General features: G+C 31.8%; 9 protein-coding genes and 6 tRNA genes. 12 read left to right on the forward strand and 3 right to left on the reverse strand.

What is annotated here, in order from left to right; genetic code table 11:
- Positions 1 to 5: 5 nt before the first annotated feature.
- From tsaD to ABVS04_RS01965, 11 genes are all read left to right on the forward strand, one after another.
- On the forward strand, positions 6 to 1,016 hold the full coding sequence (gene tsaD, locus ABVS04_RS01915; protein WP_368028980.1) for a tRNA (adenosine(37)-N6)-threonylcarbamoyltransferase complex transferase subunit TsaD: 1,011 nt from the start codon (positions 6 to 8) through the stop codon (positions 1,014 to 1,016).
- Positions 1,007 to 1,363 carry a translation initiation factor SUI1 gene (locus ABVS04_RS01920; RefSeq protein ID WP_368028969.1) on the forward strand — a complete coding sequence of 119 codons (357 nt, stop codon included), beginning with the start codon at positions 1,007 to 1,009 and terminating at the stop codon, positions 1,361 to 1,363. Before tsaD ends, ABVS04_RS01920 begins: the two co-directional genes overlap by 10 nt.
- A 15-nt stretch (positions 1,364 to 1,378) precedes the next feature.
- Positions 1,379 to 2,764, forward strand: coding sequence for an NAD(P)H-hydrate dehydratase (locus tag ABVS04_RS01925; RefSeq protein WP_368028970.1), 1,386 nt, complete (start codon positions 1,379 to 1,381; stop codon positions 2,762 to 2,764).
- Complete coding sequence (gene cutA, locus ABVS04_RS01930) at positions 2,761 to 3,075, forward strand: divalent-cation tolerance protein CutA (RefSeq protein ID WP_368028971.1); 315 nt, start codon at positions 2,761 to 2,763, stop codon at positions 3,073 to 3,075. Before ABVS04_RS01925 ends, cutA begins: the two co-directional genes overlap by 4 nt.
- Positions 3,068 to 3,847, forward strand: a complete 780-nt coding sequence (locus tag ABVS04_RS01935) for a thiazole synthase (protein WP_368028972.1) — start codon at positions 3,068 to 3,070, stop codon at positions 3,845 to 3,847. Before cutA ends, ABVS04_RS01935 begins: the two co-directional genes overlap by 8 nt.
- A 117-nt stretch (positions 3,848 to 3,964) precedes the next feature.
- Positions 3,965 to 4,042, forward strand: a tRNA-Pro gene (locus ABVS04_RS01940).
- A gap of 19 nt (positions 4,043 to 4,061) precedes the next feature.
- Positions 4,062 to 4,138: transfer RNA gene (locus tag ABVS04_RS01945), tRNA-His, on the forward strand.
- 16 nt (positions 4,139 to 4,154) lie between these two features.
- Positions 4,155 to 4,231, forward strand: a tRNA-Arg gene (locus ABVS04_RS01950).
- A 49-nt stretch (positions 4,232 to 4,280) separates the two neighbouring features.
- A tRNA-Leu gene (locus tag ABVS04_RS01955) sits at positions 4,281 to 4,365 on the forward strand.
- A 7-nt stretch (positions 4,366 to 4,372) separates the two neighbouring features.
- A tRNA-Gly gene (locus ABVS04_RS01960) sits at positions 4,373 to 4,449 on the forward strand.
- Between the two features lie 70 nt (positions 4,450 to 4,519).
- Positions 4,520 to 4,596 (forward strand) — tRNA-Arg (locus ABVS04_RS01965).
- A gap of 163 nt (positions 4,597 to 4,759) precedes the next feature.
- Here the strand turns inward: ABVS04_RS01965 and ABVS04_RS01970 are convergent.
- From ABVS04_RS01970 to ABVS04_RS01980, 3 genes are read right to left on the reverse strand one after another with little or no spacing between them, the layout of a single operon-like run.
- Complete coding sequence (locus tag ABVS04_RS01970; RefSeq protein WP_368028973.1) at positions 4,760 to 5,563, reverse strand: ABC transporter ATP-binding protein; 804 nt, start codon at positions 5,561 to 5,563, stop codon at positions 4,760 to 4,762.
- Entirely contained in the window at positions 5,560 to 6,468 is a 909-nt protein-coding gene (locus ABVS04_RS01975) for an ABC transporter permease (protein WP_368028974.1), read from the reverse strand. Before ABVS04_RS01975 ends, ABVS04_RS01970 begins: the two co-directional genes overlap by 4 nt.
- 14 nt (positions 6,469 to 6,482) lie before the next feature.
- Positions 6,483 to 7,442 (reverse strand): ABC transporter substrate-binding protein, encoded by a 960-nt coding sequence (locus tag ABVS04_RS01980; RefSeq protein WP_368028975.1) that lies wholly within the window; start codon positions 7,440 to 7,442, stop codon positions 6,483 to 6,485.
- Positions 7,443 to 7,613: 171 nt separating this feature from the next.
- On the opposite strand from ABVS04_RS01980, the gene ABVS04_RS01985 reads away from it, so the two are divergent.
- On the forward strand, positions 7,614 to 8,864 hold the full coding sequence (locus tag ABVS04_RS01985) for a glycosyltransferase (RefSeq protein WP_368028976.1): 1,251 nt from the start codon (positions 7,614 to 7,616) through the stop codon (positions 8,862 to 8,864).
- Positions 8,865 to 9,155: the final 291 nt, after the last annotated feature.

Below are 9,155 nucleotides of genomic sequence, written 5' to 3' on the forward strand. Positions count from 1 at the left end.
AATCTTTGATTTTAAGTATAGAAAGCTCATGTGATGATAGTTCATTAGCTATTACAGATGTAGAAACAAATAAATTAGTTTATCATAAAAAAATATCTCAAGAACTTCAACATAGTGTTTATGGTGGAGTGGTTCCAGAACTAGCAGCAAGACTTCATATTGAAGCTTTACCTAAAATTCTTGAAGAGTGTAAAGAGTATTTCTCAAAACTAAAAGCAATAGCTGTTACAAATGCGCCTGGACTTTCTGTTACTCTAACTGAGGGTGTAACGATGGCAAAGGCATTAAGTATCTCTTTAAATCTTCCATTAATTGCTGTAAATCATTTAAAAGGTCATATCTATTCACTATTTATTGAAAAAGATGAAATTTTACCAATGACAGTTTTATTGGTTTCAGGTGGCCATACTCAAATCATTGAAGCAAATAGCCTAAACGACATGTGTGTAATTGCAAGTACTATGGATGATAGTTTTGGAGAGAGTTTTGATAAGGTTTCAAAAATGCTGGGACTTGGATATCCAGGTGGGCCAGTTGTTCAAGAGTATGGTTTAAAAGGTGATGAAAATAGATTTGATTTTCCAGTTCCATTAAAACAAAGTCCTAAAATTGAGTTTTCATATTCAGGACTAAAGAATGCAGTTAGACTCGAAGTTGAAAAATTAGAAAATCAAGAAGATGGAATAACACTACAAGATAAATATGATATTTGTGCTTCTTTTCAAAAAACAGCAGTTGCTCATATTATGCAAAAATTAAAAAAATTATTTAAACAAAATGCCCCTAAAAACTTCGCAATAGTTGGAGGAGCAAGTGCAAATATATATTTAAGAACTCAACTTGAAGATATGTGTGCTAAACATAAAACAAATTTATATCTAAGTGAATTAAAATACTGTTCTGATAATGCAGCAATGATAGGAAGAGTAGCAGTGGAACAATACAAACAAAATGATTTTATTTTAATAGATGAAATTGATGTACAATCAAGAATAAAGGAGTTAGTATGGGCTTAGCAGATAAGTTAGCTTTTTCAATGGGTGCAAAACTTGATGGTGATAGTTTTGATACAGTAAAAGAAGATAAAAAAAAATCAACAAACCAAGTAAAATCTTCAAATGAAATAATTCCAAAAAATCAACATCAATTAGTTTTTACCTTTGAAAAAAGAAAAGGAAAACCAGTTACTCTAGTAGGTAGATTTAATATCAAAGAAGATGAGAAAAAAGAAGTATTAAAACTTCTAAAGAAAAAACTAGCTTGTGGTGGAGCTATCAAAGAAGAGTGGATTGAGTTACAAGGTGATGTAAAAGAGAAGATAAAAACTGTTTTAGAAAGTGATGGTTGGAAATTTAGAAAATAAATAAAAGGATATACAATGCAAAAACTATTTGATGAAGTTAATTCTTTAGATAAGAGATGTTATGAGAAGTTTTTTTTAAGTGAAGATTTACTTATGGAACATGCAGCTTCAAATATGGCTTTGCATATAGAGGAAAAGTATCCTTCTTTACATACTATTTTAATCGTTTGTGGAAGTGGAAACAATGGCGCAGATGGAATTGCATTAGCAAGACTTCTTCATACAAAATTTAATATAAAACTTTTTTTAGCCTCAAATCCAAAATCTTCGATAGGGCAACTACAACTTAAAAGAGTAGAAGCTTTATCAATAGAGCTTGTAGATTCTCTTTCTCCTGCTGATATAGTTGTAGATTGTTTATTTGGAACAGGTTTAAATAAACCTTTAAATGAAGATTCAATAAATATAATAAATACCCTAAACACTTATGACTCAATAAAAATAGCCTGTGATATTCCAAGTGGGATAAATACTCTAGGGCAAGTTGAATCAATAGCTTTTGAAGCCGATACTACAATCACGATGGGTGCTTTAAAAACTTCTTTGTTTACAGATATGGCAAAAGATTATGTGGGAGAAATTCTTGTCGCTAATCTTGGAATACAAAGAAATCTTTATGAACTTGAATCAAATAAATATCTTTTAGATGAAAGTGATATGAAACTTCCTTTTAGAAATAAAAAAAATGCACATAAAGGAAGTTATGGTCACCTAAATGTAGTTGTAGGTTCTAAAAAAGGTGCGGGAATAATTGCTGCAAAAGCAGCATTTGGATTTGGAGCTGGACTTTTAAGTGTAATCTCTAATGAAGAACTAGATTTACCTTATCACATTATGCAAACTGATTATATAAGTGATAATTGCACTGCAATAGCTATTGGAATGGGCTTAGGAGAGCATAAAACAGAAGAAATCAGAAAAATACTAAACAATGATATTCCCAAAATCATAGATGCAGATTTATTTTATGATGAAGTGATTTGTGAATTTTTAGAAAAAGAAATAGTTTTAACTCCACATCCAAAAGAATTTTGTTCACTTTTAAAACTTTGCAAAATTGCAGATATAGATATTGTTGAATTACAAAATAATAGATTTAAATATGTAGAAGAATTTTCAAAAAAATATCCAAAAGTAGTACTTTTGTTAAAAGGTGCAAATGTAATCATTTCACAAAATGAAAAAATATATGTAAATAGTTTTGGAAGTGCTGTACTAAGTAAAGGTGGAAGTGGAGATGTATTAAGTGGTCTTGTTGGTGCTTTACTGGCTCAAAAATATAAACCATTAGACGCCACAATAAGTGCAAGTCTTGCGCATACTCTTGCAGCAAGAAAATACAGCAAAAATAATTATTCAATGATTCCATCTGATTTAGTTGAAGAAATAAGAAAATTATGAAAGCAATTATAATTCAAACAACCTGCTCTACAAAAGAAGAAGCAAAAAAAATAGCTGAGGTATTAATAAAAGAAAGATTGGCAGCTTGTGTACAATTAAGTGAAATTGAATCGCTATATGTATGGAATGAAAAATTTTGTTGTGATAATGAAACACTAATGAGTGTGAAAACTAGAAAAGAAAATTTTGAAAAAGTTAAAAGCAAAATTAAAGAATTACATAGTTATGATGTGCCTGAAATTATTCAAATAGATATTACAAATGCGAGTAAAAAATATTTAAAATTTATAGGAGATAGTACGAATGAATGATAAATTAATTGTTGGGAAATATGAATTTAATAGTAGATTAATAGTTGGATCTGGAAAATATGATAGTTTTCAAACTACAAAAGATGCAACTATTGCAAGTGGAAGTGAATTAATAACAGTTGCTATTAGAAGAGTAAATATTACAAATCCAAATGAAGAAAACTTGTTAGACTATTTTAAAGATACTAATATTAAATTATTACCAAATAGTGCAGGGTGCTTTACAGCTGAAGAAGCAATTACAACTTTTAGACTTATGAGAGAAGCAACAGGAATTGATATTATTAAACTAGAAGTAATTGGTGATGCGAAGAAAACTTTGTATCCAGATGTAATAGAAACAATAAAAGCTTGTGAAATTTTAAAAAAAGATGGTTTTACAATTATGGCATATACAAGTGATGATCCAATCATTGCAAAAAGACTAGAAGATGCAGGTGCTGATGCAATTATGCCTTTAGCTGCTCCAATTGGTTCAGGCTTAGGAATTCAAAATCCATATAATATTGCATTTATAAGAGATGCAGTAAAAGTTCCAGTACTAGTTGATGCAGGATTAGGATGTGCTTCTGATGCTTCTTATGCTATGGAATTAGGTGCAGATGGTATTTTAGCTAATACAGCAATAGCACAAGCTCAAAATCCAATGGCAATGGCAGAAGCATTTAAATATGCAACTATAGCTGGAAGATTAAGTTATAAAGCAGGGAGAATCCCTAAAAAACCCTATGCAACAGCTAGTTCTCCAATTGATGGGTTAATTCACTTTTAATATGAAATAGAAGGAATTTCAACAAATTTAGAAATTCCTTCAAAAAACACTTGACAAATTGTTTATAATTTATTATAATTCCGTCCACTTTTAGTGAAACTTCAAAAAATATTTTGTCGGGGCGTAGCGCAGTCTGGTTAGCGCACCTGGTTTGGGACCAGGGGGCCGGAGGTTCGAATCCTCTCGCCCCGACCACTTTATTTTTTAACCTGTGGTAGGTATAGCTCAGTCGGTTAGAGCATCTGGTTGTGGTTCAGAGGGTCGTGGGTTCGAGCCCCATTACTTACCCCATTTTTTTATTATTGTTGCTTCCATAGCTCAGCTGGATAGAGCAACGCCCTTCTAAGGCGTAGGCCGTACGTTCGAATCGTACTGGGAGTACCACTTTTTTTGGTTTAGATTACCAACTAGACATTTTTTCAAAAAAATTATTGCGGATGTGGTGAAATTGGTAGACACGCCAGACTTAGGATCTGGTGCCTCACGGTGTGGAAGTTCGAGTCTTCTCATCCGCACCACTATTGAGCGGGAGTAGCTCAGTTGGCTAGAGCTTCTGCCTTCCAAGCAGACTGTCGCGAGTTCGAGTCTCGTCTCCCGCTCCATTTAAAAGCCTTATGTGAAAAGTTTATGACTTTTTATATAAGGCTTTTTTTTGCTTTAACACTTTTAGATGCTTCCATAGCTCAGCTGGATAGAGCAACGCCCTTCTAAGGCGTAGGCCGTACGTTCGAATCGTACTGGGAGTACCATATAAAAAAGCTTTCATCTACTTGAACTTAGGTTCTTTTAGCTGAAAGCTTTTTTTTTGTATGCCCATTCAAAAGATAACTACAGATTAAATTGTAAAAAGATATTGATTTAATGGTATCCCACCAAGTTTGGCAAGATACTTATATTGTTTTGAATTGGCTATTAACTATCTAATAATAATTTATCATCATCAAGTTCTTCGCCATCTTTTCTAGCAAGTGCAAATAAGTTAAGTAAATCTTTAACTTCATAGTTTGATCGTTCTTTCCCTTCTAAATCAAAGATAATTTTACCTTCGTGTAGCATGATTGTACGAGAACCATAATCCAATGCTTGACGCATTGAGTGAGTTACCATCATAACAGTTAATGACTTTTCTTTAATAATTTGTGCAGAAATATCCATAATAAGAGCAGCTGTCTTAGGATCAAGGGCAGCTGTATGCTCATCTAAAAGTAAAATACTACTTGGTTGTAATGCAGACATTAATAAGGAAACAGATTGACGTTGTCCTCCAGATAAAAGTCCCATTTGAGAATTCAATCTATCTTCAAGACCAAGATTTAGTCTACTTAGCTGCTCTTGAAAGATTTTTCGTAATTGATTATTTAACGCTAAAGATAAAGAACCTTTTTGTCCACGTCCATATGCAAGTGCCATATTTTCTTCTACTGTTAAATCGCCACAAGTTCCTGCTAGTGGATCTTGAAATACACGCGCTATATCTTTTGTACGACCAGTTGCAGGTAAATTTGTTACCTCCCTATCATTAAAAAAGATATGTCCATGAGTTGTTTCAATATCACCTGCAATAGTATTAAGAAGAGTTGATTTTCCTGCCCCATTTGAGCCAATAACAGTAACAAATTGACCACTTGGAATAGTTAAATCAATTCCACGTAAAGCTAGTTTTTCTGTTGCTAAACCATGATTAAAGGTAACATGTAAATTTTCACATTTGATCATATTTCTTTTCCTTTTATTTTGGCTTTTTTAGCTTTCCATTCACTACGTAGTTTTGGGAAGATTAAAGATAATGTAACAAGAATTGCTGTAATTAGATTTAAATCAGAGGCTTGAAATCCTAGGAAATCTGAATTAAGTGCCATAGAAACTGCTAATCGGTATAAAATAGATCCAAGTATACAGCTCATTACAATAATTAATAGTGACCGGGTACCAAACAGAGATTCACCAATAATAACAGCAGCTAAACCAACGACAATTGTTCCTATTCCCATTGTTGAATCAGCAAAACCATTAGTTTGTGCAAATAAAGCACCTGCTAGTCCAACTAATCCATTAGATAAAGCAAGTCCTACATATACTTTTTCATTAACTACAATTCCATTTGCCTGAGCCATTCTTTTATTTGAACCTACCGCACGCATTGCTAAACCGTATTGAGTATATAAAAACCAAGCTACTAATAAACCAGCAGTTATGGCACAAAATCCAACAAATATAACCTTCATATACATAGCAGGAATCCCTAAACTCTCAAATGGAGTTAATACAGTTGGTTCCATAATTAACGCAACATTAGGCTTACCCATAACGCGAAGATTAATAGTATATAAAGCTGTCATAGTAAGAATACTAGCCAAAAGATGAAGAATATTAAAACGAAGATTTAACCAAGCTGTCACTAATCCAGCAGTTGCAGCAGCAAGTGTTCCAAATAATGTAGATAAATAAGGATTAAAACCAGTAACTATTAAGGTTGCTGTTACAGCAGCTCCCAGTGTAAAACTTCCATCGACTGTAAGATCAGGGAAGTCTAAAATACGAAATGTAAGATAAACCCCCATTGCAACTAAACCATAAATTAAACCTATTTCTAGTGTTCCTAAAAAAGCATAAAGTGACAATTTAACAACTTTTCTTATTCAATAATTTTAGTAGCACGAGTAATCACTGCTTCTGGAATTTTAATTCCCATTTTTTTAGCCATTTTTGGATTAACAAATAAATTAGTACCTTTAGCCATCTTAACATCAATAGAACCTGGTTTTTCCCCTTTTAAGATACGTACAACAATATCTCCAGTTTGACGACCTAAATCAAAATAATCATAACCAACAGCAGCAACTGCTCCACGTGCAACAGTATCTGTATCTCCAGCAAAAACTGGAATTTGTGCATCTATACCAACTTTTACAACTGATTCAACAGCTGAAATAATAGTATTATCAATTGGGCAGTATATAGCATCAACTTTACCAATTAATTGTTTAGCTGCAATCATAACGTCAGATGATTTTGGAGCTGCAGATTCTACAATTTTTATTCCCATTTTTTCAGCTTCTACTTTAATAGCAGCAAGCATTGAAACTGAGTTTGTTTCACCTGGATTATATGGAATTCCTAGAGCTTTTAAATTTGGAACAAATTCTTTAATTAACTCAAGATGCTCTTTAACATTTGCCATATCTGATAATCCAGTAACATTCCCTCCTGGATTTTCAAGAGTAGGTACAAGTTTCGCAGCAATTGGATCTGTTACAGCTGAAAATACAACAGGAATTGAATTACTAGTTGAAACTGTAGCTTGTGCAGATGGTGTTGCAATTGCAACAATTATATCTGGATTATCACCTACCATTTTACGTGCAATTTGTGCTGCAATCTCTGGTTTTCCTTGAGCACTTTCGTATGTGAATTTCAGATTATCTCCAGTGTATCCATTATCATTTAGTGTTTGCTTGATTCCATCTCTTACAGCATCTAGTGCTGGATGTTCTACTATTGCAGTTGTTGCAACATAAGCAGGTTTAGCTTGAAGTGCAGAACTTATCATTAGTGTTGATATAATTGCACTTTTAAAAATTGAACTTAATTTCATATTGATTCCCTTAGAATAGATTTATTGTTTGTTATAAGTTATAAAAATAATTGTATATTTTTATAACTAAATGGTTACTGAATTATCGGTGATAAAGCATATAGATATTAATTAACTAATTAAAGAAAAAGCTTATTTAATACAAAGGTAAATCTTAGATATAATCTCAAAATGAAAAAAATATTAGTAATAGGTTATGTTTGGCCAGAACCAAACTCATCAGCAGCAGGTTCTCATATTATGTCAATAATGAGACTTTTTTTAAGCCAAAACTGGAAAGTTGAATTTTCTACTCCCTGTGCATTATCAGAACATATGATAGATTTAGAAAAAGAAGGTATTTCATCTAAATCAATAGAATTAAATTCTGATAGTTTTGATGAATATATAAAACAGTTTAATCCAAATATTGTAATGTTTGATAGATTTATGATGGAAGAACAGTTTGGATGGAGAGTTGAGAAAAATTGCCCTGATGCTTTAAAAATACTTGACACAGAAGATTTACAATGTTTACGAAATGCAAGACATCAAGCTTTAAAAGAAAATAGAGAAATGAATAAATCAGATCTATTTTCTGATTTAGCAAAACGAGAAATAGCTGCAATTTTACGTTGTGATATCTCTTTGATAATTTCATCTTATGAAATGACTCTTTTAGAAAAAACTTTCAAAATAGATAAATCACTATTATTTCATTTGCCTTTTATGGTAAATATAGATGATTGTGTGAAATCAACAAAGAGTTTTGAACAAAGAGAGCATTTTATGACAATTGGAAATTTTCGTCATGCACCAAACTGGGATGTAGTTTTATATCTACAAAAAATCTGGCCACTTATTAGAAAAGAACTTCCAAAAGTAGAATTACATATATATGGCTCATATCCACCTCCAAAAGCAACAGCATTAAATAACCCAAAAACAGGCTTTTTAATAAAAGGATGGGCAGCAAATGCTCAAGATGTAATGGAGCAGTCAAAACTTTGTTTAGCACCTATTCGATTTGGAGCAGGGATAAAAGGAAAGTTACTAGATGCCATGATTACACAAACTCCAAGCATTACAACTACTCTTGGAAGTGAAGGTATGTATGATAGTGAACAATGGCCAGGAATTATAACTGATGATATGCAAGAGTTTGTAAATAGTGCTATTTTATTATATAAAGATGAAAACTTATGGTTTGAAAAACAGAAACATTGCCTGAAACTATTAAAATCAAAATATGATAGTAATATTTTAGAAAAAGCTTTAATAGAAAAGATATTAGAAGTATCTAAAAATTTAAATGAACATAGAATGAATAATTTTACAGGTTCAATGCTAAAACATCACACAATGGCAAGTACAAAATATATGTCTCAATGGATTAGCGTAAAAAATGCTAATAATTTAGCCAAAAATGGACTTGTAAAATAGAAACAGGATAATAAGTAACATTATAAAAAGCATGAAACCAATAAAAACCCAATAAAAAATAAGTAAAAGAGGAATAAAAGCATAAAAAAACGATAAATTGTAAAATTTGTACAAAAAGCTCTTGACAAAGGCAGAAGAATCTATTATAATTCCCGTCCAATTTGACTGGAACGCATCAAACGGAAGAGTGATGGTGACGTGCTTGATTGAGTTAGGATGATCTTTAAAATAAATTATAACGTTTATGAAGTAATCTTTGTAAACCGAATATGTAATTCTTGTTGTTTAAAT

Origin of the sequence: Arcobacter sp. s6, assembly GCF_040884245.1 — a bacterium.
GTDB lineage: Bacteria > Campylobacterota > Campylobacteria > Campylobacterales > Arcobacteraceae > Aliarcobacter.

Coding starts and splice junctions, on each gene's coding strand:
- ABVS04_RS01920 (WP_368028969.1), top strand. CDS start 1,007: ATGGGCTTAGCAGATAAGTTAGCTTTTTCAATGGGTGCAAAACTTGAT.
- ABVS04_RS01925 (WP_368028970.1), top strand. CDS start 1,379: ATGCAAAAACTATTTGATGAAGTTAATTCTTTAGATAAGAGATGTTAT.
- cutA (WP_368028971.1), top strand. CDS start 2,761: ATGAAAGCAATTATAATTCAAACAACCTGCTCTACAAAAGAAGAAGCA.
- ABVS04_RS01935 (WP_368028972.1), top strand. CDS start 3,068: ATGAATGATAAATTAATTGTTGGGAAATATGAATTTAATAGTAGATTA.
- ABVS04_RS01970 (WP_368028973.1), bottom strand. CDS start 5,563: ATGATCAAATGTGAAAATTTACATGTTACCTTTAATCATGGTTTAGCA.
- ABVS04_RS01980 (WP_368028975.1), bottom strand. CDS start 7,442: ATGAAATTAAGTTCAATTTTTAAAAGTGCAATTATATCAACACTAATG.
- ABVS04_RS01985 (WP_368028976.1), top strand. CDS start 7,614: ATGAAAAAAATATTAGTAATAGGTTATGTTTGGCCAGAACCAAACTCA.